We start from the raw sequence: 25,904 nt of genomic DNA on the forward strand, positions 1-25,904 counted from the left end.
TTCGCCAGAGGGTTCAGGTACACAGGTCCAGCGCTAATAGAAGCTAGAAATCCGTTTTGGAGTAACTCGGCATGACAGCCAACACAATCGACATCATTGAAAAAACCGGCGGAGCATCCGCCAGCGTACCGGTGAGCGGCGCAGTCACCTTGACCAAGGCCAGTGTCGTCAAGCTGCCCTTCGGTCCCGAGCAGTTGGCATCGACCACCCGGGTGGGCAACGACCTGCAGATCGTCCTCAAAAGCGGCGAGCAGATAGTGATCCAGAACTTCTTCGGCGTACCCGGCGCGGAAGAACGCAGTGAGCTGATGCTCGAGGATGCCAACGGCGTTGTATGGCTCGGCCAATACGACCTGCCGACGGCGGATTTCGCCTTTGCCGAGGTCTCCGAACTGGCTGCTGCCGGCGGCCTGCCGGATTGGGCCTGGCTGCTGCTTGGCTTGCTGGGCGCAGGTGCGCTGGCAGCCTTGATCGACCACAACCGCTCGTCTTCCTCCTCCCGTAAGTCGGATGATGAAGGCGATGCCGATGCCGATGCCGATGCCGACGCGGATGCAGATGCAGATGCTGATGCAGACGCCGACGCCGACGCAGACGCAGACGCAGACGCCGATGCTGATGCCGATGCCGATGCGGACGCTGATGCAGACGCAGACGCAGACGCCGACGCCGACGCAGACGCCGACGCCGACGCCGACGCCGATGCCGATGCCGATGCTGACGCTGATGCTGACGCCGATGCTGATGCCGACGCCGATGCTGATGCTGATGCCGATGCCGATGCCGATGCTGACGCTGATGCCGATGCCGATGCCGATGCCGATGCCGACGCTGATGCTGATGCTGATGCAGACGCCGATGCCGACGCAGATGCTGATGCCGATGCCGATGCCGATGCCGATGCCGATGCGGACGCTGATGCAGACGCTGATGCAGACGCAGATGCCGACGCTGATGCAGATGCAGATGCAGATGCAGATGCTGACGCCGATGCCGATGCCGATGCCGATGCCGATGCCGATGCCGATGCGGACGCAGATGCAGATGCTGATGCTGACGCTGATGCAGACGCCGATGCAGACGCAGACGCCGATGCAGACGCAGACGCAGACGCCGATGCCGATGGCAGTGAGCTGCTGGATCCCGCCGATGTGATCCTCGGGGCGCTGGTGCCGGCGCTGGACGACTTCCTCGGCCTGAACGGCGGATTGGCTCCTGCGATTTCCGCTACCGAAGGCCTGACTGATCGCCTCAACGATGCGCTGAGTCCGCTGCTGGGTGGTCAGTTCCATCCAGATGATCCGAACAGCCTGGACCAGCTGGACGAGACGCTGGGTAGCCTGGGGGGTGAGCTGGGTGATCTCCTGGCACCGCTGATCTCTGACCTGCTGGGCGGTGACGAGCTGGCACTGACGCTGCTGAACAACCTGCTGGGTGGGCAGATTGACTTCGTCACCGACGGGGTTGCCAACCTGCTGAATGAAGAAGGTTTGCTGGGTGGCGTGCTGGTGGGTCTGGGCCTGGGTGGCACGCTGGATAGCCTGCTTGACGAAGATGGCGCCCTGGCCGACCTGCTGGCGGATCTGCTGGGCGAAGGTAGCCTGGTCGGTGGCCTGCTGGCCGAGCAAGGTCTGATCGGCGGTCTGTTGGCTGAGGACAGTGCCCTGGGCGTCCTGCTGGCGGAAAACGGTATTCTGGGCGGTCTCCTCGATGAGGGCGGCCTGCTGGGCGATATCCTCGCCGAAGGCACGGTACTGGGCGACCTGCTGAGCACCCTGATTGGTGACCAGGGGCTGCTGAGTGAGCTGTTGGCCGGTCTGCTGGGTGGTGATGTCAACCTGATCGGACAACTGCTGGGTGAGTCCACCTTTATCGGTGACCTGTTGGGCGAGAGCGGCCTGCTGGCCCTGTTGACCGGCTCTGAAGGGGTGCTGGGCAATGTGCTGGAGACCCTGCTGGGTGAAAACGGACTGCTCGGCGGCCTGACTGGTGAAGATGGTCTGCTCGGTGGTGAGCTGCTGGGTACCCTGTTCGGCGACGACGGCCTGGTGACCAACCTGCTGAACGATCTGCTGAGCAACGGTGCATTGGCTGGTCTGACCGACAGCGACGGCCTGCTGGGCGCCGATGGTCCGCTCAAGGTGTTGCTGGGCGAGGACGGTGCGCTGACCCACCTGCTGCACGGTCTGCTCAACAGCGGGCTGGTGGATAATCCGGCGGTGGATCTGCTGCTGGGCCAGGATGGGCTGGTATCCCAGGTGCTGAATACCGTGCTGGGCCAGGACGGTCTGCTGAGCAGCGATGCGCTGGCCGGCCTGCTGGGTGACAACGGCGTGATCAGCAATCTGCTCGATGGCTTGTTGGGCAGCAGCCTGCTGGGTAGTGGCCTGACCGACAGCGATCTGCTGTCCGGTCTGCTCGGTGAAGATGGCCTGATCGGTGGCCTGCTGAACAGTCTGCTGGGTGGCGCGGGGCTGGAAAGCCTGCTCGGCGACCAGGGGCTGCTGGCTGAGCTGCTGGGCAGCGAAGGACTGGTCGCCGGCCTGTTGAAGGGCCTGCTGGGTGATGAAGGTGGTCTGCTGGATGGCTTGCTGGGCGGTGACAATGCCCTGTTGGGTGGCCTGCTCGGCCAGGACAGCCTGCTCAGCAACCTGCTGGATACCCTATTGGGCGACAGCGGTCCGCTCGGTGGCCTGGTGGGTGAGGACCTGCTGGCTGGCTTGCTCGGCGAAAATGGCCTGGTTACTGGTCTGCTGGATGCCCTGCTGGGCGAGAACGGCCTGCTCGGCGGTCTGCTCGGTGATGAGTTGCTGGGCAGTGAGCTGCTGGATGGCTTGCTGGGCAGCGACGGTCTGGTCGGCGGCCTGCTTGAGGGGCTGCTGGGTAACAATGAACTGCTGGGCACACTGCTGCCTGAACAGCTGCTCGATGGCCTGCTGGGTGAGAATGGCCTGGTCACCGGCGTGCTGGAGACCCTGGTGGGCGAGAACGGCCTGCTGGGCGGCCTGCTGGGTGACGACGGCCTGCTGAAGAATGAACTGCTGGACGAGCTGCTCGGTAGCCTGCTGGGTGAGAACGGTCTGGTTACCGGCCTGCTCAACGGCCTGCTTGGCGGTGCGGACGGCGGCGGCCTGCTCAGCGGTCTGACTGGCAACGACCTGCTCGGCAGCCTGCTGGGCGAAGGTGGTCTGCTCGGCGGCCTGCTCGGCGAGGGCGGATTGCTGGGTGGTCTGCTCGGCGACAACCAGGGTCTGCTGGGTAGCCTGCTGGGCGAAGATGGTCTGGTCGGCAACCTGCTCAACGGTCTGCTTGGCGGCGAAGGCGGCCTGCTGGGTGGCCTGCTTGGCGACAATGGCGGTCTGCTGGATGGTCTGCTCAACGGCCTGCTTGGTCAGGATGGCCTGCTTGGCGGCCTGCTCAGCGGTAGCGACGAAGGTCTGCTCGGCGGCCTGCTTGGTGAAAATGGCCTGCTTGGCGGTCTGCTCGGCGGTGGCCTGCTGGGTAATGACCTGCTGGGCAATGGCGTGCTCGATAGCCTGCTGGGCAACGATGGACTGCTCAGCAACCTGCTCAATGGTTTGCTGGGTGGCGAAAACGGCCTGCTCGGCGGCGATCTGCTGGGCGGCCTGCTCGGCGGTGCAGACGGCAACGGCCTGCTGGACGTGCTGTTGGGTGAAAACGGTATCGTCACCGGGCTGCTGAACAGCCTGCTGGGTGACGGCCTGCTGGGCGGTGACCTGCTGGGTGGTCTGCTCGGAGGCGAAGGCAGCAACGGCCTGCTGAGTGGTCTGCTGGGCGAGGACGGCCTGGTTGGCGGCCTGCTCAATGGTCTGCTTGGCGGCCTGCTGGACAGCGGTGAAGGTGGTCTGCCGCTGCTCAATGGTCTGCTTGGTGAAGACGGCTTGGTGGGCGGTTTGCTCAACGGCCTACTGGGCGGCCTGGTGGGTGGCGAAGGCGGTCTGTTGGGCAACGACCTGCTGGGTGGCCTGCTTGGCGGTGGCGACGATGGCAACGGCCTGCTGAATGCCCTGCTGGGTGAGGATGGCCTGATCGGCGGTCTGCTCAACGGCCTGCTCGGTGGCGAAGGTGGTCTGCTCGGCGGCCTGACCGAAGACGGTCTGCTGAGTGCCTTGCTGGGTGATGACGGGCTGGTAGGCGGTCTGCTGAATAGCCTGCTGGGCGAAGGCGGTCTGCTGAGCGGCCTGCTCGGTGGTAGCGAAGGTGGTCTGCTCGGCGGTCTGACCGATAACGACCTGCTGAGCGCCCTGTTGGGGCCGCAAGGTGTCGTGGGTGGCCTGCTGAACAGTCTGCTGGGCGAAGGTGGCCTGCTGGGCGGCCTGACTGGCGGCGGCGAGAACGCCGGCTTGCTCGACGGCCTGCTGGGTGATAACGGCCTGCTGGGTGGTCTGCTTGGCGAGAATGGTCTGCTGGGTGGCCTGCTGGGCAGCGTATTGGGTGGTCTGACGCAACAGGAGGGTAACGACCTGTTGAGCGGTCTGCTCGGCGAGAACGGCCTGCTGGGCAGCCTGCTCAGTGACCAGGGGCTGCTGGGTGCGGTCGGTGATCTGCTCAATGGGCTGCTCGGCCAGGGTGGTCTGCTGGGCGGCCTGTTGGGCGCGGACGGTGTGATCGACACCACAGTGGGAGCGGTGACTGACGTGGTCGGCGGTCTGGTGGGTGCGATCGGAGGTTTGCTTGGCGGTCTGCTCGGCGGCGGTCGCGCCAACGCTACCGGCGCCCAGGCGGCCAACTTCAGCCTGTTCAACCTCCTGGCCGATGAAGGCCTGGCCGAGGAACTGCTGGTGCAGGGTGCAGACGAGCAACTGGTCGTCGCCAGTGGAGCAGCGGATGAAACCGGCCTGTTCGCAGCAGAGCAGACCGGCGCAGAAGCTAGCCTGTACGAGATTCTGGTCAGCGCGAATGCACCGGTCGCACAGTTTGCGGCGGTGGATACCGACGCCAGCACTGAACCGACAGCGGAGCCGGCCGAGATCGAAATCGAGATCGACGACCTGCTGGGTGTGGCGCCGGATCAGGAGCAGGACAACCTGATCGACGATCTGCTCGCCGAGCTGGCGCAGGACCAGGTCGAGCAGACCGAAGCCGCCGACAGCGAAGCCGAAGACGGCGAGCTGCTGGCAGAGAATGCTGCAGAGCTGCTCGCTCAGGAAGCGGAGCTGGTCGAGGACCTCGATCTGATTGCCGCGCCGGTCTTTGTACTGGACCCGTCCAGTCTTAACGACCTGTACCAGCAGTCCCAGTCGATGATCTGAGCGTCAGTGCAGGTCATTTGATTGAGCAGGAGGCAATGGCGCCGGGTGTAAGCCCGGCGCCTTTTGTCGTTAACGGCAATAGTGCCGGGAACAGGGCTGGGGCGATAAGGATGTGGCAGTCAAGGTTGTCATTTGCGGTTGGGTTGCTGCTATCGACGGGTAGCGCGATCACTGTTGCCGAGTCCGGCATTCAGACAGGGCAGGCGCCGCAGTCGCGGGCGCTGTCGGTGGCGGAGTTCGCCAGGCTGGCCGATGCCGGCGGGCCAGCTGTCAGCAGTGAGGGTGTGCCGGCGCAACCAGTGCCGCCACCGGCTCCCCAGCCGGAGGCGGCGGTTGTCAGCGCCAGCAACGAGCGGCGGGTGCGCTCTATCTCGCTGGTAAAGTTCGTCGAGCAGGCAGACGCCGAGGGCAATGCCGGACAAGTGCCGAGGATTTCCCTGGTGGATCTGCCACCCGACCCACAGGCAGACACAGACACCGCGGCGCCACCTCCTCGGGTTGTCGAGCGCCCGCTCGACGACAATGCACCGCGCTTGCCGGAAGCAGGCGTAGCACCCGAACGCGGACCGGGGCGCTACACCCCTGGCCTTGCCGAGCCACAGCGCACCGCGCCAGATGACGAGGTGCACGCTGCCATCCAACACCGTCATTGCGAGGAGCGAAGCGACGTGGCAATCCATGGCACCGGTGTGACCGGCGAGCACTGGATTGCCGCGCCCTGCGGGCTCGCAATGACGGAGGTTGTGTCCAGCAGTATGGCAATGGAAGAGGCAGTGCCCGACGAGGAGGCAATGCCAGGGGGCGTCGCAGACGACGTGGCGCAAGCCCCCATCCAGCCCCGGGTTGTCGAGCGCCCGCTCGGCGACAATGCACCGCACTTGCTGGAAGAAGACGTAGCACCCGAACACGAGCTGGGACGCTACACCCCCGACTCAGACAAGCTGCAACTGGCCGATGCAGTACACAGCGCCCTGCGTGAGCATCCGGCGATCGTCGAATCCCTCAGCCGTCTCGACCAGCAACAGGAGCAGGTCAGCGTCGCCCGGGCCGGCTACTGGCCGCAGCTGCGGTCCGGCATCAATACCGGATACCGTCACACCACCGGACGCTCCGAGGAAGCCCTCAGCCTGTCCGCCTCGCAGATGCTCTACGACTTCGGCAAGGTGTCCAGCGCGGTGGAGGCGGCGGCCAGTGGGGTGGATCGGGAGCAGGCCAGCGTACTGCTGGCGGCGGAAGACCTGATCCGCGAGACCGCCCAGGCGTTTATCGAGGCGCGCCGCTACGAGGAGTTGCTGGCCCTGGCCACCGAGCAGATCGGCGCCATTGGCGAGCTGGAAGCGCTGGCGGAAAAACGCTCGGCGCTGGGCGCCAGCTCGGCTTCCGACCAGGTGCAGGCCCAGGCCCGCCGTGAAGCGGCGCGGGCCACGCAATTGCAGGTCCAGGCGCAGCGTGACCAGTGGCATCGCACCCTGGAAAACCTGATTGGCAGCAGCCAGCAGCTGACCCTTGACGCTGTCTGGCCGCGGACCATGGAAGGCTTCTGTCAGCGCCTGCCGGAGAATTTCGAAGGCGCGCCGCGGGTGCTGGTGGCGGAGGCCGAACGGGCTGAGGCGGAGGCCTCGATCCGTCAGGCCCGGGCCGAGCAGCGCCCGACCCTGTCATTGAGTGCGGACTTCGAGCATTACCTGAACCGCGATAGCCGGGGCTTCCAGGAGCTGGACGACCAGGAACTGGTGGTCAGCCTCAACCTGACCAGCAACCTGTTCCAGGGTGGTGCCCTGCGCGCCCGCAGTCGCGCCGCCGAGCACGCCCTGTATAGCGCCAACGCCGCCCGTGATCGGGCTCTGCTGGAGCTGTCGCGCCTGTACCGGCAGACCCGCGACCGCTCGCGCAGCCTGACCGCCAGCCTGGCCTTGCAGGACGAGCGCCACGCCAGCATCGCCAGGACCCAGGAGCTGTACCGCCACCAGTACCTGTCGCTGGGTACCCGCACCCTGCTGGATATCCTCAACACCGAGCAGGAAATCTTCCAGACCAGGGTGGACAAGCAGAACACCCTGTTCGATCTGCGCAGCCTGCAGATCGACTGCCTTTACAGTGTCGGCGGCCTGCGCGAGGCGTTCCGCGCCGCTGATGCGCTGAACCGCCGCGTAGCCAGCCGCACAGCGCAGGAGCGCTCATGACCGAACCCTCTTCAGTTACCGGCCAGCGCGCCGCCTTCCAGCCCTGGATCGATGCCCTGCTGACGGTGGCGCGCCATTACCGGCTCGATTGCTCGGCGGAAAACATCCGCCTGCAGGCCGCCGATGCCCAGGGCCAGCCGCTGGCCGAGGTGCTCGGCCGGCTGGCGCGGCAGATCGGCCTCAGTTGCCGGGTCGGCGCCTTCGACGCGGCGCAGTTGACGCCCTGGCGCCTGCCACTGGCCGTAGAGCTGGATGATGGCCAGGTGGCGGTGGTCGAGGCCATCGCCAGCGACGGCCAGCTGAGTGTACTGTTCAGCGGTGATGACGGCCTGCGCAGCAGCCTGCCGCGTGAGCAGTTGCAGGCCCGCGCGCGGAGCATGGTGGTACTGCGCCCGGCGCGGGCGGCGCCCGATGCGCGGGTCGATGACTACATCAAGCCCTTTCAGCCGCACTGGTTCCGCAGCATAGTGCTGGGTGACCTCAAGCCCTACGGGCACGTGCTGCTGGCCTCGCTGATGGCCAACATCCTGGGCCTGGCCGGTATCCTGTTCTCCCGCCAGGTCTACGACCGGGTGGTGCCCGCCGAGTCCATGGCCACGCTCTACGTGCTGTTCGGCGGTGTGCTGGTGGCCATGCTGTTCGACTTCCTGCTGCGCTGCACCCGGGTACGCATCACCGACCTGGTCGGCAAGCGCGCCGACATGATCGCCTCCGACCGGGTGTTCGGCCACGCCCTGCGCATCCGCAACAGCCAGCGCCCGCGCTCCACCGGCACCTTCATTTCACAGATCCGCGAGCTGGAGCAGGTGCGCGAGCTGATGACCTCGACTACGGTCACCGCCCTGGCGGACCTACCGTTCTTCTTCCTGTTCTGCGGCATCCTCTGGTATATCGCCGGGCCGCTGGTGTGGGTGCCGGTGGTCGCGCTGCTGCTGATGGTGATCCCCGGCCTGCTGATGCAGAGACCGCTGCACCGCCTGGCCGGCGAGGCGATGCGCGAATCCTCCCTGCGCAGCGCCATGCTGGTGGAGTCGGTGCAGGGCCTGGATGACATCAAGAGCCTGCAGGCCGAACAGCGTTTCCAGCGCCAGTGGAACCATTACAACGCGGTCACCGCCGACGTGAACCTGCGCCTGCGCTTTCTGGTCAACACCCTCGGCGTATGGACCTACAGCCTGCAGAACGGCGTGTTTGCCCTGGTGGTGCTGGTCGGTGCGCCGCTGGTGATGAGTGGTGATCTGAGCGTCGGCTCGCTGGTCGCCGCGTCGATCCTGGCCTCGCGGATGATGGCGCCGATGTCGCAGATCACCCAGGTGCTGAGCCGCTGGCAGCAGGCCAAGCTGGCGCTGGCCAGTCTCGACCGGATCATGGAACTGGCGGTGGACGACCCCGGCGCCGAGCGGCGCATTCACCGCCCCGTGCTGGCCGGCAACTTCGCCCTGCGCCAGGCGCAGTTCAGCTATGGCGAGGGCGCACCGCCGGCGCTGCGCGTCGAGCAGCTGGAGATCAGGGCAGGGGAGCGCATCGCGGTGCTCGGGCGCAACGGTGCCGGCAAGTCGACCCTGCTGCAGGCGCTGGCCGGTATGGTCGAACCGGCCGCCGGCGAGATCATGCTCGATGGCGTGCAGCTGTCGCATCTCGACCCGGCCGATGTGCGCCGGGATGTCAGCCTGATGGGGCAGAATGCGCGCCTGTTCCACGGCTCGCTGCGCGACAACCTGTTGCTCGGCGCGCCGGATGCCAGTGACGAGGAGCTGCTGGCCGCGCTGGAGATCAGTGGCGCTGGCGAGGTGGTGAAGAAACTGCCGGGCGGACTCGACCACCCGATCCAGGAAGGCGGGCTGGGGCTGTCCGGCGGCCAGCGCCAGACGCTGCTGCTGGCCCGGCTGCTGGTGCGCCAGCCGCGCGTGCTGTTGCTGGATGAACCCACCGCCTCCTTCGACGAGGTGGCCGAGCGGCGCTTTATCCAGCGCCTCGAGCCCTGGCTGGCAGGGCGCAGTCTGATAGTGGCAACCCACCGCCAGAGCATTCTCAGCCTGGTGGATCGCATCATAGTGGTGGACAACGGCCGGATACTGCGCGATGGCAGCAAGCAGGAGATTCTCGGCGCCCGGGCGCAGGCCGCCGCCAGGACACAGGCTGCCACAGGGAGCGGAGCATGAAAATCCCCCTGAGCAAACAGCGGCGCAGCAGCGCTGCCCACCCGCCGGCGCAAGCCTCGGCCTTTGCCGCATTGGATGGGGTGCAGACGCAGTACAGCGACGAGGTCGACGCCAGCCGCATCGCCCGCGCCACGCGCATCACCTGGCTGTCGTCGCTGGCGATCGCCGCGCTGCTGCTGTGGGCCTGGTTCGCCGAAGTGGTGGAGGTGTCCACCGGCGATGGCCGGGTGGTGCCCATCTCCCGCGAGCAGGTCATCCAGTCGCTGGAGGGCGGCATCCTGCTCGACCTGCTGGTGCGCGAGGGCGATATCGTCGAGGCCGACCAGATCCTGGCGCAGATGGACCTGACCAAGACCGAGTCCAACGTCGAGGAGAGCGCCGCGCGCTACCGCGCCACCCTCGGCTCGGTGGCGCGGCTGGAGGCCGAGGTCAACGGCACGCCACTGAAGTTTCCCACCGAGCTGGATGACTGGCCGGAGCTGATCGCCAGCGAAACGCGCCTGTACCAGACCCGCCGCGAGGGCCTGCGCCAGACCCTGGCCGGGGTCGACAAGTCGCTGAAACTGGTGCGCGAAGAGCTGGAGATCACCGAGTCGCTGATGGCCATCGGCGCGGCCAGCAACGTCGAAGTGCTGCGCCTGCGCCGGCAGATTTCCGAACTGGAACTCAAGGCCGGGGATATCCGCTCCGAGTACATGATCCTGGCGCGCGAAGAGCTGGCCAGGGCGCGGGCCGAGGCCCAGTCGCTGGAGTCGGTAGTGCGCGGGCGCTTCGACTCGCTGACCCGGCTGACCATCCGCTCGCCGGTACGCGGCATCGTCAAGGACATCGAAGTCACCACCCGCGGCGGAGTGATCCCGCCCAACGGACGGCTGATGGAAATCGTGCCGCTGGGTGACCAGTTGCTGGTGGAAGCGCGGATTTCACCCCGCGACATCGCCTTCATCCACCCCGGCCAGCCCGCCAAGGTCAAGATCACCGCCTATGACTACACCATCTACGGCGGTCTTGACGGCCAGGTGGCGCTGATCTCGCCGGACACCATCCGTGACGAGGCCAGGCCGGACAGCGTGTATTACCGGGTATTCATCCGTACCGACAGCGACGCCCTGGTCAACCAGGCCGGCACCCGCTTCCCCATCGTGCCCGGCATGATCGCCACAGTGGATATCCGCACCGGGCAGAAAACCGTGTTCGACTATCTGATGAAGCCGATCAACTACGCCGGTGAAGCCCTGAGGGAAAGATAAATGCTGCCAGGCATCGCGGCGCTCCGACACCGCTCCGACAAAAGACCGGGCGCTGTGACTGTAGGAGCCGCGCCCCGCGGCGATAGGGACTTGCCGGCAGTCCATGACGGGCAAGGCACTGCTGGCTGGCAGCCCGCGTCGCGCCGAGGCGGCGCTCCCACTGGGAGGAGGTTCGCCGTGGCACGGGACCATGGAATCGTCCACAAGGAGGTTTGACCAGAACATGAGCAAAGCCCTGTCGCAACTGCTGGAAAAGCTGCGCCCGGCGCTGCAGGAGCGCATCGCCGCGCTGCCATCACCCTGGCCGCGCCATACGCTGTTCCTGTCGCTCTGCGACGGACAGCGCCGCGCCTTTGTGGTGCATGCCAGCGGCGCGGATTTCGACGAGCTGTGGGACCAGCTCAGCGCCGCCTGCCAGCAGCTCGCCGCGCGCCGCAAACTGTCGGTGCGCTGGTTGCGGGCGGACTGGGTGACAGCGGTGCAGCCGCTGACCTGGCAGACCCTGCGCGGCAGCCTGAAGCTGTTCAAGCGCAACTACTTCCGTTACGGCCTGGCGCTGGACGCGCAGTTCCAGCGCGCCTTTGTCGAAGGCGAACTGAACGGCAACGCCATGCTCTACGGCGGCATCCAGGTCAGCCACGCCGTGCTCAACGAAAGCAACTTCAGACTCTACACGGGCCAGCGTTTCCCCGGCCCGGTGCCGGACTTTGCCGATGATGCGCCTGTGTACCTGCTGAGTACCGAGGGGCTGTTCTGCGACCTCGACAGCGCGCCAGTGGCACTGCACGGCATTGGCCGTGATGCCGGCCGCCGGGTGCTGGACTGCGATGCCGACACGGTGCGCGGCCTGATCGAGCGGGGCAGCCATTACCTGGCCTCCCAGGTCAGGCAGGATGGCCGCTTCCACTACGGCTGGCACCCCTGCTTCGACCGCCCGATCAACGCCTACAACACCCTGCGCCACGCCAGCACCCTGTATTCCATGCTCGAAGCCTGGGAAGTCACCCGCGAACCGGAACTGGCACAGGCCATCGAGCGCGGCCTCGACTACCTGTGCAGCGAGCTGATCAAGCGCATGACCCTGCCCGGCGGCGAACGCGCGGCCTTTCTGCTGGATGTGGGCAACGAGATCAAGCTGGGTGGCAATGCCGTGTGCCTGCTGGCACTGGTCAAATACAGCGAACTGTTCGACAGCGACCGCCACCTGGCGCTACTGGAGGAACTGGCGCTCGGCATCCGCCACATGCAGGACCCGGACAGCGGGCAGTTCGTGCATGTGCTCAACTACCCCGCGCTCGACGTGAAAGCCGCGTTCCGCATCATCTACTACGACGGCGAAGCGGCCTTCGGCCTGATGCGCCTGTACCGCCTGACCAGCGATGAGCGCTGGCTGAGCATGGTGGAAAAGGCCTTCGACAGCTTCATCGAGCGTGAGCACTGGAAGGCCCACGACCACTGGTTGGGCTACTGCGTCAACGAACTGACCCGCTACCGCCCCGAGGAGCGCTATTTCCGCTTCGGCATCCGCAACGTCGCCGACCACCTCGACTTCGTACTCAAGCGCATCACCACCTTCCCGACCCTGCTGGAACTGATGATGGCCGCGCGGCGCATGCTCGACCGCATCGCCCAGAGCCCGGAGCACCGCCACCTGCTGGGCGAGATCGACCTGGACAAGTTCGACCGTGCCCTGCATTTTCGTGCCGCGCACCTGATGAACGGCCACTTCTGGCCGGAATACGCCATGTACTTCCGCAACCCGGCACGGATTCTCGGCAGTTTCTTCATCCGCCACCAGGCGTTTCGGGTGCGGATCGATGATGTCGAGCACTATCTGTCGGGGTATGCCGCCTACTTCCATCATCTGCAATCCGGAGCCGATGCGATGACCAATATGACCAATGCCATCGACCCCTCCCGCCAAGCTGGCGAGCCCGAGGTACTCTGCGCCAGGCTGGCGAATTTCCGGGTGGATGTGGCGCGTCTGCGCGAACACTTCGAGTCAGTGGTGACAACGGTGGAGCCCATTCCCTACCGCGACAACCGTGTGGATTACCTGGGCTGGGCGGTCACCAGCCGCGACGGTTCGGTGGACGATGGCGTCCGCCGCATCCCCACCCAGAAGGGCAAGGTGGCGGACGACAAGGGCAACCGGCGCGGCGTGACGCCCAGTCAGATCTGCACCGGCTATCTGGCCGAGGTGATGGACCAGCTCGGAGCGCTGCCTATCGCCCCCTACCGGGCGCGTTTCATGCAGCTGGAAAGCGAAGGCGAGGAAATGCCTTTCCACACCGACGCCAAGCAGGAAGCCTGGCGCCTGCACATTCCCCTGGTGACCAACCCGGACGCACTGTTCCAATGGCGCCTGCCCGATGGCCGGATCGAAAGCGTGCATCTGCCGGCGGACGGTTCCGCCTGGCTGGTGCGCGTGGATGTAATGCACCGCGCAATCAACCCCACGGGCGGCACGCAGGCCAGGGTTCATCTGCTGATGGGGTTGGGCAAGAGGCCGTCGCGGGAGTTGCTGGTTGATGCGTTGAGGGTTTGGTAGGGGGCTGGTCGGCAGACAGTTGTACGCCGGGGATGATGGTGTGGTGACTTGTGTCCGCCGCTAGCCCGCTGCCCCCTCTCCCCAGCCCTCTCCCGCGAGGGGAGAGGGAGTTAGTCGGTGCGCTCTGGTTGTTTTGAGTGTGCTTGATGCCAGCGTCGTTGCAGGACAACTACGTTGTTCCGGGCAGCTCCTTTCTGCTCCCTCTCCCCTTGCGGGGTGAAGGCGGAATTAGCGAAGCACTGCTTCGCCCGCCTGAACGCCCTGAGCTCTGCGAAGGGCCGGGGCGCGGAGCGGGGCTGGGGAGAGGGGGAAACAGCCTCACCCCGCCTCAACGCACCCCAAGCAACTCAAGACTCTCATAGGTCACCGCCCCAATGGCCAGCCCATTATCAGCCTGATAATCCGCCAGCGCGGCGACGGTGCGTTGGCCCAGTTTGCTGTCGATGTTACCGAGGCTGTAGCCCCTGGAGCTGAGCGCGGCCTGCAGGCGGCCGATCAGGGTGGGGTGCAGGTCCGAGTCGCACACTGCGCGTCTGAGCACGATCTGCGGTTCGCCCTGGTACTTGGTGATGTTCATGGTGCGGGTCACGGCCGGCTCGGTGCGTTGCTGCACCTGCTCGGGGCGCACTGTCTCCACATGGGCGACGGTGGCAATCTGGGGCTCGGTAACGACTTCGACCACCCGCGCGGGCTGGTCCACAACCCAGCGGGTCACGTTCTCGTACACCGCCGGCTCGGTCACCGTCCTGGTGGTCTCGGGCTCTACCAGCACCTTGACCTTGACGGTCTCCTCCCGGGCGGGGACGGCCTTGGCGCAGAACGCCATGGCGCCGGTGTTGCCGTAACGGGTACCTGCGGCCTGGCAGGGTTCGAGTACCGTCTTGGCCTGCTCCACGGTCAGCACCGCTTCGCGCTCCTCGTACACCGCCGGTACTACCACCGAGCGCTGGACCTCGGGTTTGACCAGCACCTGTTCGGTCACCTGCTTGAAGGTGGCGGGTTCCACGCGGTAGGTTTTCACACCCTCGCGGGTCACCACCTGCTGCACACCTTCGCGGAGCTGGGCGGGGGTCACGGCATATCTGACGCTGGGCTCCTGCAACACGACTTCCACTTCTTCGTGTAGCGGGCGCGGCTTGATGGGTGCGTTGACCCAGCACTGACCCGCAGTAATGGCGGTCTGATCCGGCTGTTGGGCGGCAGCCTGTGTCGCCAGGCTGAAAGACACGGCGACAAACAACGGGGGCAGCCAAAGAAAAGAGCGCATGTTAACTATCCTGAGTCCCATTAATCCAAGCGGCCAATGTTATTGGCTCAACCGGTAAACCACAAGGCGACAGACCCTAGCGGTTGAAGCGTTCGACCAGGGCGTGCAGCGCCTGGGCGGTGGTTTCCATATCCTTGCCGGTCTGTGCCGAGCGCTGTGCCAGTTCGGCGTTCTGGTCGGAGACGCTGGCGATGTTGGTGATCTGCCGGGAGATATCCTCGGCGACGTGGGCCTGCTGGTTGGAGGCGACCGCCATCTGCTGGCCCATCTGGTGGATCTGGGCGATGGCCTGGGTGATGCCGTCCAGCGCCTGCTGGGTCTCGACCACCTGCTGTACGCCGGTCTGGGCTTCCTGGCTGCCCAGGTGCGCGACTTCCACCGCCTGGGCGGCGACCTGCTGCAGGGAGCCGATGATGCGCTGGATATGCTCGGTGGATTCCTGGGTTTTGGCTGCCAGCGAGCGCACCTCGTCGGCGACCACGGCAAAGCCGCGGCCCTGGTCGCCGGCGCGGGCAGCCTCGATGGCGGCGTTCAGCGCCAGCAGGTTGGTCTGCTCGGCGATGGCGCGGATCATGTCGGCGGCGGTCTGGATCGACTGGGACTCGGCGGCCAGGCTGTCCACCGAGTGGCTGATACCGCGTACGGTATCGGCCAGCCGCTCGATCACCTGGCGGGTGTTCTGCGCCTGCAGCGAGCCGGTCTGGCTCAGGCCGTTGACCTGCTGCGCGGCGCTGGCGGTGTCATGGATGTGCCGGGTCACCTCGCTGATCGACACGGCCATCTGGTTCATCGCGGTGGCGGCCATGTCGGCCTCGTCGCGCTGTTTGCGCAGGGCCTGGGCGGACTGGTCGGCCAGCTGGCCGCTGGTGGAGGCCAGCTCCGAGGTGCGGGTGGCGAAGTCGTTGAGACGGCTGAGCGCGGTGCGGATGCGCGCCTGCTCGCTGATCATGGCCAGCTGCAGGCGCGCCACCGGGGCCGGGGCGTCACTGTAGGTCAGGGCGATCAGTTCGCTGTCGAAGCTGTCGCCGGCGGTATTGCGCAGGCTGTCCAGGGTGCGCCGTTCATGCCGGCGCGCCAGCGCCTGCAGGGCGAACAGCAGCACTGCGCTGCTGCCCAGGCTGAGCCAGTAGTTACCGACAGACAGGGCGCCGGCGGCAATCGCGGTGGCCACCAGCGGCGGCGCCAGGTCGCCCGCCAGGCTGACCAGGCGTTGCATCGCCGGCACCTGGCGCTGGCCGTCGCGCATTTTCTGGTACAACACGGCGGCGCGGCGCACCTGTTCCGGCTCGGGCTTGACCCGCACCGACTCGTAGCCGGTGATGCGGCCGTTCTCCAGGATAGGCGTGACGTAGGCGTTGACCCAGTAGTAGTCGCCGTTGCGGCAGCGGTTCTTGACCACGCCCATCCAGCTACGGCCGCTTTTCAGGTAGGACCACATATGGGCGAATACCGCCTCGGGCATGTCCGGATGGCGGACGATGTTGTGCGGGCTGCCGATCAGGTCCTCGCGGGCGAAGCCGCTGACCGCCACGAACTCGTCATTGCAGTAGGCGATCACGCCCTTGGCATTGGTCGCGGAGATCAGCCGCTGGCTGGCCGGGAAGCTGACTTCGTGCTGGGTAACCGGCTGGTTGTTCTTCAACGCAACACCTCGGGTGGTCAGGTTGTTTCGGGTTTCAGTTGGGTCTGCAGGGCGCGGCTGTGAGCCGGGCTTGGCTGTACATCAGCGGGTTGGACTCGGCGGGCCGGTCGAACAGGTAACCCTGGAAGGCAAAGCAGCCGATGGAACTGAGGTAATCGAACTGTTCCAGGGTTTCCACACCCTCGGCCACCACCTGTATCTCCAGGCGCCGGGCCAGCTCCAGCAGGCCCTCGACAATGGCTCTGTCCCTGTGAGTGTAGGGCAGATTGCGAACAAAGGAGCTGTCGATCTTCAGGTAGTCCACCGGCAGCCACTGCAGATGGCTCAGGGCCGAGTAGCCGGTGCCGAAGTCATCCAGCGCCAGGCTCAGGCCCAATGCCCGCAGCTGGTTGAGCTGTTGCAACAGGTTGTTGTCGGGCTGCTCCAGCGGGGTGGACTCGATCAGTTCCAGGCACAGGCCGGTCGGGTCGGCGCCGCTGCGCTGCAGGCAGCCGAGCAGGCTGTCGCAGAAGCCGGGGGCGGTAAGCTGGGCGGCGCTGATATTGACCCCGACCAGCCAGTCGGTCGCCGGCTGCTGGCGTTGCCACTGGGCCAGGGTATGGCAGACGTTATCCAGTACCCAGTCACCGATGGACGCCAGCAACCCGGCGGCCTCGGCCAGCGGCAGAAACTGCTCCGGGGTGAGCAGGCCGTGCTGCGGATGTTGCCAGCGCAGCAGCGCCTCGCGGGCAACCAGCCGGCAGTCGGCATCGACGATGCTCTGGTAGTACAGGCGCAGCTGGCCCTGGTGCAGGGCGTCGTGCAGTTGCGCGGCATCAGGCGGGCCGGGCTCGCGGGTGTGATCATCTGGAGCGGCAGGAGGATGGGATGTTGCCAAATGAACGGTCTCCGCGTTGTGTGTCCGGGTTGCTTCACTGCAGCATTGCGTGACAACGCGCCATCGCGGCGGTGCAGCCGCTGCTGCCGAGAACCGGTCAGCAGCGGCAGGAGAGGGCAGAAGGCAGGGGCCGGTTGTTTAAATGTACCTGACCCCTTTTTCCCTTCCCCCTATTCTGTGGCGGTAGTTCCTGACGCTTCGCCTGTAAGTCGACTCCCTATTGCTGTAAAGAGATCTGAAACGCTCTCACCTAAAAAAGTAGCTGCGCCAATAATCGCCACCGCAATCAACCCCGCAATCAAAGCATACTCAATCGCCGAAGCCCCATCCTCACGCTTGATAAAAGCGCGCACTGTTTCCATCAACATGATCAGCTTGGTATTCATGATGTGTTTCCTTCCCGGTTCCCAATGCAAGTAAGTATCCGCGGCAAGTTGTAACAGGGCGGACTCTGGCTAGTTATATAGCGAGCATAACCATCGCCCCTGCTGAAAGTAATTATGCAATTGGGACTATCACTATCTGGCAATGGGAGAGTGTGTTGCCGGCTGGCTAGAATCCCGGATCACATGCGCCTGGGTGTTCGCCGGGCTGGGTGAGTCGTTCGCCCGATTCCGTACTACGGCTACCAAGGAGCGTGCCGCAATGAACAGTCGTGTAACCATGGTCCTGGCGGGCCTGTTGTTGGTGGGGGCCGTCGTTGCCGGTTATTGGGGACTGTCATTGAGCCGCCAGCCGGAGGTGGTCCAGGTCGCGCCGGAGCCAGCGCTGGCCGCGCCGGCCATCGAGCTGCCCAGCCTGCCGCTGGTCAACCAGGAGGACGAGCCGGAGCGGGTGCCGGTGGTGGTGTTGGCGCGGGCGGTGCCGGCCATGGCGGCGATCAGTGCCGAGGACCTGCTGGTCGAGGAACTGCGCGTGGCGCCGCCGGGCAGCTTTGCCGATGGCGAGCCGCTGCTCGGCCGGGTGGTCTGGCGCGAGCTGCCGGCGGGCACGGTGCTTAACGAGTCGAGCTTCGAGACCGGCGGGCCGCTGGCGCGGATGATCCGCCCGGCCGAGCGTGCGCTGGCGATCCAGGTGGACGAGGTGACCGGTGGTGGCGGGCATATCCAGCCCGGCGACTATGTGGATGTGCTGCTGTTTCTGCGCGACGACGAGCGCAACAGCGACCGCACCGCGCAGGTGGTGATCCCGGCGCTGCGGGTACTGACCGTGGGCAGCGCGCTGGGAGCCGACCGCACTGGCGAGCCGCTGATGGCGCCGGTGGCCGAGGACGAGCAGGACAAGCGCGCCAACCGCCGGGTAGAGCAGGCGCGCACCGTGGTGCTGGCGTTGCCCGAGAGCCTGCTGACCCGTTTCATGCTGGCCAGCGAGGTCGGCAAGCTGCGGCTGGCGGTGCGCAGCATCGACGAGAAGCTGCTGGCCGAATACCAGGCCGGCAAGGCGCTGGAGGACAAGGTCGAGGAGCTGAACCGCCAGCTGTTCCAGTTCGAGAAGCTGGCGCTGCGCCAGGTGCAGCGTCCGCAGCCGGGGTTGGTGCCGGCGCGCCCCGCCGGTGTCCCGGTCTACCACGGTAGCAGCGTTTCCCGCCAATACCCCTGAGCGAGTCAAGGATGCAGACCATGCTGATCAACCATACCAAACGTACGCTGCTGGCCCTGGGCGCGCTGACCGCCGGCCTGGCCGGCACCCCGGCGCTGGCGCAGACGGCCACCGGCTGCGCGGCGCTGGGGCAATTGCCGGGCACCTTTGAGGTGCGCCAGGGCGAGCACCGGCAGCTGCAGTTGCCGGTGCCGATCACCCGTATCGCCGTGGGCAACCCGGAGGTGGCTGAGGCGCGCCTGCTCAACCGTGACAGCGTGCTGCTGCTGGGCCAGGGCCCGGGGGTAACCACCGTCAGCCTGTGGACCCGCTGCGCCAGCACCCCGCAGCAGAGCATGCTGTTCGTCGAGGGCGCGGCCACCGCGGCGCTGGCCCGGCCGCTGTTGCCGGACAGTACCGACCCGGCGTTGCCGAGCCAGGTGCAGACCGATATCCGCTTTGTCGAGGTCAACCGCACCAAGCTCAAGGAGGTGGGTATCCGTCTGTTCGGTACCGCCTCGAACAACTTCCTGTTCGGCTCGCCGGGCAGCAGCCTGGTCACCGATGTGCCGGTCGGTGGCGTCAGTGGGGTAACGCCGGGGGCGCAGGTGCCGCTGTCGGCCGATGGCTTCAACATCCTCTGGGGTGGCGGCAGCAGCAAGTTTCTCGGTGCGCTGAGCGCGCTGGAGAACAGCGGCTTCGCCTACACCCTGTCGCGCCCCAGCCTGGTGGCGCTCAGTGGCCAGAGCGCCAGCTTCCTGGCCGGGGGCGAGTTCCCGGTACCGATCCCCAGCAGCGGCAGCGACTCGCTGTCGATCGAGTACAAGGAGTACGGCATCCGCCTGAACCTGACGCCGACGGTGATCGATCGCAACCGTATCCACCTCAAGGTGGCGCCGGAGGTCAGCGAGCTGGACTTCAGCGCCGGCATCCAGATTGCCGGCACCCAGGTGCCGGCGCTGAATGTGCGGCGCACCGATACCAGTATCTCCCTGGCCGATGGCGAGAGCTTCGTCATCAGCGGCCTGATCAATACCAGCAATCGCTCGGCGGTGGACAAGCTGCCGGGGCTGGGCGACATCCCGGTGCTGGGCGCGTTCTTCCGCAATTCGAGCATGCAACGCGAGGAGCGTGAGCTGTTGATGATAGTCACGCCACGCCTGGTCAATCCGCTGGCGGCGGACGCGGGCCTGCCGGAGCTACCCGGCGAGCAACTGCGCAACTACGACCCTTCGGTATTCGAGATGCTGTTGTTCGAGAACGGTGATTTCGACCGGACCAGCGGGCTTTCCTGGTGAACAGTGAGGTGATGATGCAAACGTTTCTGGCCTGCACCACTCAGGATACCGATATCAGCTGGCTGCAGAGTTCGCTGGCGCCCATGGGCCAGGTGCTGCGCGCCAGCCCGAGCCTGGACGAGCTGTTCGGCCTGATCGATGCCACCGGCGCCACCTTGGTGTTCGTCGGCATGGACCGCGACAACCTGTCGGCGCAGTGCGCGCTGATCGAAAGCCTGCTCGAGGCCCGGCCGCTGCTGGCGGTGATGGTGGTCGGCGATGGTTTCGACAATGACCTGGTGATCGCTGCGATGCGCGCCGGGGCGCGCGACTTCGTCACCTACGGGCTGCGCACCAGTGAGGTCAGCGGGCTGGTGCGGCGTATTACCGAGCGGTTGCCGCCGCTGCCGGCGCGCAAGCAGCAGGGTAACCTGGTGCTGCTGTTCGGCAACCAGCCGGATGCCGATGCGGCGCTGGTGGCGGCACATATGGCGCTGCAGATGCAGCGCAGCGGCCAGCGTACCCTGCTGGTGGACCTGGGCGTGCCCAATGGCGAGAGCCTGGACGTGCTGCGGCTGGAGCCGAGCTTCGTGTTCTCCGATGCGGTACGCAACCTGCGGCGCATCGACCGCACCCTGATTGACAGTGCCTTCATTGAGCACGACAGCGGCCTGCGGGTGCTGCCAGCGGGGAATAACGAGCCGCCGCTGAATATGTACAGCGCCTCCGAGCTGTTTCTGCTGACCGCGACCCTGCGGCAGAACTTCGACCGGGTGCTGGTCAACCTGGCCGGCCATACGGACAGCGAGATACTGCGCAATTTCGTCGGCCAGGCCGATCAGCTGTGCTGGTACGTGGACCCGAGCGTGAGCTGCTGTCGGCGCAATCTGGAGCTGCTCAACAAGTGGCGGGTGGATGGCGTCAAGCTGGAACATGCGCGGCTGCTGGTGGACCGTTACTACGACAACGTGGCGCCTGCGCCCAAGGCTCTCGGCCGGACCTTCGAGATGCCGCTGCTGGCCGCGCTGCCGGCCAGTGCCGAGCTGCGCCTGCGCGCGCGTAACCAGCGCACGCCGCTGTTCCATCTGGCCCCGCGTGATGCGTTGAGCAAGGCGCTGGTCGAGCTGGTGGAACAGCTGACCCCGGCTACCGCCGGGGGGCGCACACCGGGCAGCCTGCTGCGGCGCCTGGCCGGGATCGGCAAATGAACCGCTCGTTGCAGGCCGGCCTGGGGCCGGGGGTGGCGGAACTCAAGGCGCAGTTGCACCGCTACATCATCGACCAGCTGGAAGACGAGACCGACAATCTGCTGGAGGGGCCACGGCAGACGCTGGCGCGCTTTGTTGCCGGCAAGGTCGGCGAATACACCCGCCAGGCGCAGTTCGCGGTGTCGCGCTACGAGGCCGACCGGCTGACCGAGGAACTGGTCGACGAACTGGTCGGCTTCGGCCCGCTGGAAGTGCTGCTGCGTGATCGTTCGGTGAGCGAGATCCTGGTCAACGGGCCGCAGCGGATCTTTATCGAGCGCAATGGTGTGCTGCATCACAGCGATCTGCGCTTCATGGATGACCAGCACCTGCTGCGGGTGATCCAGCGCATCCTGGCGCCGCTGGGCCGGCGCCTGGATGAGTCCTCGCCGATGGTCGATGCGCGCATGCCCGACGGTAGCCGGATCAATGCGGTGATCCCGCCGGTGGCGCTGGACGGGCCCTGCCTGTCGGTGCGCAAGTTCAGCCGCGACATGCTCAAGAGCGCTGACCTGGTGGCCTCGCGCTCGCTGGACCAGGCGATCCTGGACTTCTTCCGGCTGATGGTCAGCCGTGGCTGCAACGTGCTGGTCAGTGGCGGCACCGGCACCGGCAAGACCACCATGCTGAACATGCTCAGCCAGATGATCGACCCGCGTGAGCGGATCGTCACCATCGAGGACACCGCCGAGCTGCAACTCAAGCACGACCATGTGGTACGCCTGGAAACCCGCCCGCCGAATGCCGATGGCCACGGCGAGGTGACCGCCCGGGATCTGGTCCGCAACGCCCTGCGCATGCGCCCGGATCGTATCGTGCTGGGCGAGATCCGCGGGATCGAGGTGCTCGACGTGCTGACCGCAATGAATACCGGGCACGATGGCTCGATGAGTACGGTACACGCCAACACCGCCCAGGATGCGCTGCTGCGGCTGGAGACCCTGGTTGGGCTGTCCGGCATCCAGGTGCATGACCGCACCCTGCGCCAGACCATCTGCTCGGCGATCGACGTGGTCATCCAGCTGACCCGTACCAGCGATGGGCGGCGTTGCGTGGCCGAGGTGCTGGAGGTGGTCGGGTTGCGCGACGACCAGTACGTGACCAATACCCTGTTCCGCCTGGAGCCGGGTATTCATGGCGGTTTTGTGCGCGAGGCACTGAACCCGGCCGGCGACAAGCTGCGGGGTACCGTGGGGCAGTCGGGCATGCCGGGGCTGGGCGGGCGATGAATCTCGCTCTGCTGCTGTGCCTGGCGCTGCTGTTCGGCGGCCTGCTGCTGTTGCGCCGGGGTATGCGCGATGCGCAGTCCGAGCAGGTGGTGGAGCGCCTGGCCAGTGAGCGGAACCTGCCGGAGCGGGTACGCATGAGCCCGCTGCAGCGCGAACTGCTGCGCTCGGGGCTGAGCCTGCCGGCCTGGCTGGCGCTGCTGATTGTGCTGCTGTGGCTGCTGCTGGCGCTGTTGGCGTTGCCGCTGGGCGGTTGGGTGGCGGTGCTGCTGGTGCTGCTGGTGCCGCCGGTGTTGCTGCGTTTGTACATGCTGTGGCAGTACAGCCGGCGCCTGCAGCGCATGATCGAGCAGATGCCGCAGTTTCTCGACCATGTGGTGCGCAGCCTGAAGTCCGGTCGCACCCTGGGCGATGGCATGTTGTTGAGCATGCAGAACTGCCAGGAGCCGCTGCACGGCGCCATGGAGCGCACCCGCAACGCGGTGCAGCGGGGCATGCCGCTGGCCGAGGCGATGGCCGACTTCGCCGAGCTGTACGAGCGTACGGAGTTCCATATCCTGGCCATGGGCGTGGCGGTCAACCAGCGCTATGGCGGCAATGCCAGCGAGCTGCTGACCAATCTGATCGGCATGATCCGTGACCGCGAGCGGGCGGCCCGGCAACTGCGCGCGCTGACCGGGGAAACCCGCATCAGCGCCATCGTACTGGGCTGCATGCCGCTGGCGATGGGCGGTTACCTGTTCCTCAGCAACCCGCAGATGCTGTTGGGCATGTGGGAACAGTCCGGTGGACGCATGGTACTGCTGGTGGCCTTTGCCCTGCAGCTGATCGGTAGCTGGCTGCTGTGGCGAATGATGAGGAGCATTACCCGATGAACCTGTTGCTGCTCTGTGCCCTGTTGTTGCTGTTGGCCGGTGGCTTGCTGTTGTACAGCGTATTGCGCGAGCAGTTGGCGGCGCGGCGGATGATGGCGCGCCTCGGTGATGGCAGCCGGCATGGTTCGGCGTTGCAGCAGTTGGGCGAGCGTACTGGCGCGGCGCGGCTGGGCAAGTCCGACCCGGAGACCCTGACCCTGCTGAACCAGCTGGGCTGGCGCAGCAGCCAGCGGCGCACGCTGTTCTTCTGCATCCAGATTGGTCTGCCGGTGGCGCTGACCCTGCTGGCGTTGCTGTTGCAGATGGGCCGGGACGAGCCGCCGGGCATGCCCTGGCTGGCACCCTTCATCGCCTTTGCGCTGGGCTGGCTGATTCCCAAGCGGGTGCTGGCAGCGCAGGTGCGCCAGCGCCAGGAGCGCCTGGCCCAGGAAATCTCGCTGATGATCCCCATGCTGCGCATGCTGTTCGACGTCGGCATGACCGTGGAGCAGGCCCTGCGCGTACTCAGCAACGAGGGGCAGGAGATCTTGCCGGAGCTGAGCAGGGAGCTGCGCCAGGTACTGGCGCGGGTGGATGCCGGGCTGGAGCTGGGCCAGGAGTTGCGCGATCTGGCGCTGCTGCTGCAGGTCGATGATCTGACCGACTGTTTCACCATTCTGGTGCAGTTGATCTACCAGGGCGGCGGGGCCATGGCTTCGCTGCTGGCATTGAAGGAGCTGCTCGATGACCGGCGCATGACCGGCCTGCAGGAGCGGGTATCGAAGATGTCGGCGAAGATGTCCGTGGTGATGATGCTGTTTCTGTTCCCGGCGCTGCTGATCGTACTGGCCGGTCCGGGGTTCGTGGCAATTATTCAGGCGTTGGGGGATATGGGATGAGGAAAGTCACCACGGTGTTGCTGCTGGCCGGGGCGTTGACCGGGTGCGCCGGCACCACTGGCGAGCAGTCGCCCTGGCTGGTGCAGCGCGATCTGAACCCGCCCAAGCGCTGCGAACCGCTGACCGCCGACCAGGAACTGGTGCTGGGGCTGTCCCAGGAAATGGCCAGTGCCGGGCGTCACCATGCGGCCCTGGCCAACCTCGAACGGCTGCCCGATGAGGTGCCGCAGGTGCGTCTGAGCAAGGCCCGGCTGCTGCGCCTGCTGGGCCACGGCAGCGAGGCGGAAGCCCTGTATGGCAGCCTGCTGGGCAGTTGCCTGGTAGCCGATGCGCATCACGGGCTGGGGCAGATCGATGCGACCCGGCGCAATTACCCGAGCGCGCAGCAACACCTGCGCGCCGCCGCCAGCCTGTCGCCGGCCAACGAGTCGATCCGCAACGACCTGGGGGTGGTGTACATGAACCAGCGGCAGCTGGCCGAAGCGCGCTTCGAGCTGCTCACTGCCATGGAGCTGAACGAGAACTCCAGACGCGCCGCACAGAACCTGCTGACCCTGCTGGTATACGAGGGCAACTGGCAGGGCGCGCGGGAACTGGTCAACGCCCGGGGCCTGAGCAGCGATGACTTCAAGCGCGCCGAACAGCGCGCGCGGACCATGCGCAACAATGACGCCAATGCCCAGGCGCCGGCGCTGGCCGGGCAGCCGTTGGCTACAGCGCAGCCGGCGGGCATCGCGCAGGTGACTGCGCCGGCAGCGGCGGACCCGGGCGTGCGCTCAGCCACCACGGCACCCGCCGCGGCGCCGGCTCCGGTCAGCGGGTCAGCGCAGGGGCTTGCTCGCGCTAATGTTGCAGCCCCGGACAGCGCTGCTGCGCAAAGGGTTGCTGGTGCTGAGCATCTGGCCAAGGCCGCAGTGCCACTCCAGGAGCCGAGCCGTATACCGCTCGCCGCTGCCGCTCAATGGCCAGCCCCTGCTGCCGATGCAGCGCCCGTCGTCAGCGCCGCAACCCAGGCACCAGCCCCTGCCCGCACCGCGGTTCCGGTCAGCGCAGCAGTGCAATGGCCCGCCGCCGCGCAGACCGCAGCACCGGCACGGCCGGTGACACCAATGCCGCTGGCGGTTGCCGCACAGGCCTGGGCCACGGAGCAAGCTGGCGTAGCCGCTGGCGCGGCGAACCCGGTTCGCGGCGTGCAGCAGACGCCCTCCACTGGCGCCCGCCCCATCGTGTGCCGATCATCGGAGGCGAATGCTTCCCGGCTGTCGGTCATGGAATGCCACCCCGAATGAAGGATGAGATGACTATGTGTACCCGGATACTGGCTGGCCTGGCCCTGGCGCTTGCTTCCTGCACCCTGGCTGCCGGCGATGCCGCAGCCCCGCTGGTGGCTGAGCGGCCCGAGGGGCAGACCGAGATGTGGCTGCAACTGCAGCGCGAAGGCAACGCTGCAGACCGCCAGCGTGTGCAGACGGCCACCCCGGCCGAGCGCGAGCTGAGCATGCAGCGCTTGCTCGACAGCTACAGCCACCCGATACCGGAGTATTTCGGTGAGGATGATGGTGGTAGTTTCGAGCGGTGATGATGGTGGCTCCCCCTCTCCCCAGCCCTCTCCCGCGAG

At 66.3% G+C, this 25,904-nt stretch carries 17 protein-coding genes; 13 read left to right on the top strand and 4 right to left on the bottom strand.

Annotation, left to right across the window (positions count from 1 at the left end; genetic code table 11):
* The first annotated feature begins 71 nt into the window (after nucleotides 1-71).
* From H6X51_RS02300 to H6X51_RS02320, 5 genes are all read left to right on the top strand, one after another.
* Nucleotides 72-5,273 (top strand): BapA/Bap/LapF family prefix-like domain-containing protein, encoded by a 5,202-nt coding sequence (locus H6X51_RS02300; protein WP_185265952.1) that lies wholly within the window; start codon nucleotides 72-74, stop codon nucleotides 5,271-5,273.
* Between the two features lie 125 nt (nucleotides 5,274-5,398).
* On the top strand, nucleotides 5,399-7,456 hold the full coding sequence (locus tag H6X51_RS02305) for a TolC family outer membrane protein (protein WP_221627174.1): 2,058 nt from the start codon (nucleotides 5,399-5,401) through the stop codon (nucleotides 7,454-7,456).
* The gene (locus tag H6X51_RS02310; protein WP_185265904.1) at nucleotides 7,453-9,618 is read left to right on the top strand and encodes a type I secretion system permease/ATPase; all 2,166 of its coding nucleotides are present in this window, start codon (nucleotides 7,453-7,455) and stop codon (nucleotides 9,616-9,618) included. Before H6X51_RS02305 ends, H6X51_RS02310 begins: the two co-directional genes overlap by 4 nt.
* The gene (locus tag H6X51_RS02315; protein WP_185265905.1) at nucleotides 9,615-10,868 is read left to right on the top strand and encodes an HlyD family type I secretion periplasmic adaptor subunit; all 1,254 of its coding nucleotides are present in this window, start codon (nucleotides 9,615-9,617) and stop codon (nucleotides 10,866-10,868) included. The genes H6X51_RS02310 and H6X51_RS02315 overlap by 4 nt, the downstream gene beginning before the upstream one ends.
* Nucleotides 10,869-11,091: 223 nt before the next feature.
* On the top strand, nucleotides 11,092-13,419 hold the full coding sequence (locus H6X51_RS02320; protein WP_185265906.1) for a hypothetical protein: 2,328 nt from the start codon (nucleotides 11,092-11,094) through the stop codon (nucleotides 13,417-13,419).
* A 328-nt stretch (nucleotides 13,420-13,747) separates the two neighbouring features.
* Here the strand turns inward: H6X51_RS02320 and H6X51_RS02325 are convergent, their stop codons facing one another.
* The 4 genes from H6X51_RS02325 to H6X51_RS02340 all read right to left on the bottom strand — a co-directional run bounded on the left by H6X51_RS02325 (nucleotide 13,748) and on the right by H6X51_RS02340 (nucleotide 17,591).
* On the bottom strand, nucleotides 13,748-14,686 hold the full coding sequence (locus tag H6X51_RS02325; RefSeq protein ID WP_185265907.1) for a peptidoglycan-binding domain-containing protein: 939 nt from the start codon (nucleotides 14,684-14,686) through the stop codon (nucleotides 13,748-13,750).
* Between the two features lie 76 nt (nucleotides 14,687-14,762).
* Nucleotides 14,763-16,328 carry a methyl-accepting chemotaxis protein gene (locus tag H6X51_RS02330; RefSeq protein WP_185265908.1) on the bottom strand — a complete coding sequence of 522 codons (1,566 nt, stop codon included), beginning with the start codon at nucleotides 16,326-16,328 and terminating at the stop codon, nucleotides 14,763-14,765.
* A gap of 34 nt (nucleotides 16,329-16,362) precedes the next feature.
* Complete coding sequence (locus H6X51_RS02335; RefSeq protein WP_185265909.1) at nucleotides 16,363-17,205, bottom strand: EAL domain-containing protein; 843 nt, start codon at nucleotides 17,203-17,205, stop codon at nucleotides 16,363-16,365.
* A 170-nt stretch (nucleotides 17,206-17,375) separates the two neighbouring features.
* Nucleotides 17,376-17,591, bottom strand: a complete 216-nt coding sequence (locus H6X51_RS02340) for a Flp family type IVb pilin (RefSeq protein WP_221627175.1) — start codon at nucleotides 17,589-17,591, stop codon at nucleotides 17,376-17,378.
* Nucleotides 17,592-17,850: 259 nt separating this feature from the next.
* On the opposite strand from H6X51_RS02340, the gene cpaB reads away from it, so the two are divergent.
* Genes cpaB through H6X51_RS02380 form a run of 8 tightly spaced genes read left to right on the top strand, consistent with a single transcriptional unit; the run spans nucleotide 17,851 to nucleotide 25,865 of the window.
* Complete coding sequence (cpaB, locus tag H6X51_RS02345; protein WP_185265910.1) at nucleotides 17,851-18,804, top strand: Flp pilus assembly protein CpaB; 954 nt, start codon at nucleotides 17,851-17,853, stop codon at nucleotides 18,802-18,804.
* 20 nt (nucleotides 18,805-18,824) lie between these two features.
* Nucleotides 18,825-20,081, top strand: coding sequence for a type II and III secretion system protein family protein (locus tag H6X51_RS02350; protein WP_185265911.1), 1,257 nt, complete (start codon nucleotides 18,825-18,827; stop codon nucleotides 20,079-20,081).
* An 11-nt stretch (nucleotides 20,082-20,092) separates the two neighbouring features.
* A complete protein-coding gene (locus tag H6X51_RS02355; protein WP_407925934.1) occupies nucleotides 20,093-21,268 on the top strand; it encodes an AAA family ATPase in 1,176 nt (391 codons plus the stop codon).
* Nucleotides 21,265-22,536, top strand: a complete 1,272-nt coding sequence (locus tag H6X51_RS02360) for a CpaF family protein (protein ID WP_185265913.1) — start codon at nucleotides 21,265-21,267, stop codon at nucleotides 22,534-22,536. The genes H6X51_RS02355 and H6X51_RS02360 overlap by 4 nt, the downstream gene beginning before the upstream one ends.
* Entirely contained in the window at nucleotides 22,533-23,408 is an 876-nt protein-coding gene (locus H6X51_RS02365; RefSeq protein ID WP_185265914.1) for a type II secretion system F family protein, read from the top strand. The genes H6X51_RS02360 and H6X51_RS02365 overlap by 4 nt, the downstream gene beginning before the upstream one ends.
* Complete coding sequence (locus tag H6X51_RS02370) at nucleotides 23,405-24,286, top strand: type II secretion system F family protein (RefSeq protein WP_185265915.1); 882 nt, start codon at nucleotides 23,405-23,407, stop codon at nucleotides 24,284-24,286. Before H6X51_RS02365 ends, H6X51_RS02370 begins: the two co-directional genes overlap by 4 nt.
* Entirely contained in the window at nucleotides 24,283-25,575 is a 1,293-nt protein-coding gene (locus H6X51_RS20215) for a tetratricopeptide repeat protein (protein WP_268898583.1), read from the top strand. Before H6X51_RS02370 ends, H6X51_RS20215 begins: the two co-directional genes overlap by 4 nt.
* 8 nt (nucleotides 25,576-25,583) lie before the next feature.
* Entirely contained in the window at nucleotides 25,584-25,865 is a 282-nt protein-coding gene (locus tag H6X51_RS02380; protein ID WP_185265916.1) for a DUF3613 domain-containing protein, read from the top strand.
* The last annotated feature ends 39 nt before the right edge of the window (nucleotides 25,866-25,904 follow it).

This window comes from Halopseudomonas xiamenensis (assembly GCF_014219065.1).
In the GTDB taxonomy this organism is placed as follows: Bacteria; Pseudomonadota; Gammaproteobacteria; order Pseudomonadales; family Pseudomonadaceae; genus Halopseudomonas; species Halopseudomonas xiamenensis.